Source organism: Pseudomonas sp. Eth.TT006, from assembly GCF_054456575.1.
This window is the reverse complement of sequence record NZ_JBTJEN010000045.1, coordinates 1-378: the sequence shown is the minus strand read 5'-3', so window position 1 is coordinate 378 and position 378 is coordinate 1. Positions and strand designations below refer to the sequence as shown.

Genomic DNA, 378 nt, shown 5'->3' with positions numbered 1-378 from the left:
GTCACCGCCGGCACCTACACCGGGACTTACGGCACGCTGCAACTCAACGCCAACGGTACTTACACCTACACGCTCAACACCAACGACGCAGACTTCAAAAACCTGCACGGCGGTGGCAACGGCACCGAAACCTTCACCTACACCATCACCGATTCGGACGGCGACACCAGCACCGCGAACCTAGTGCTGCAGATCCACAACAACGACGATCCGGTGATCATCAACGGACTCGATGTAAACGGCGGCGAACTCACCGTCTACGAGAAAAACCTCAGCGACGGCAGCGCCCCGGATTCCACTGCGTTGACCCAAAGCGGCACCTTCACCATCACCGCGCTGGATGGCGTTACCACCCTGACCGTGGGTGGAATCGCCGTT

Annotated in this window: 1 protein-coding gene; it reads left to right on the top strand. The window is 59.5% G+C overall.

What is annotated here, in order from left to right; all coding sequences use genetic code 11:
* Positions 1-378, top strand: a 378-nt coding sequence (locus ACXR0M_RS27245; RefSeq protein ID WP_458834690.1) for a VCBS domain-containing protein, incomplete at both ends; no start/stop codon positions are given.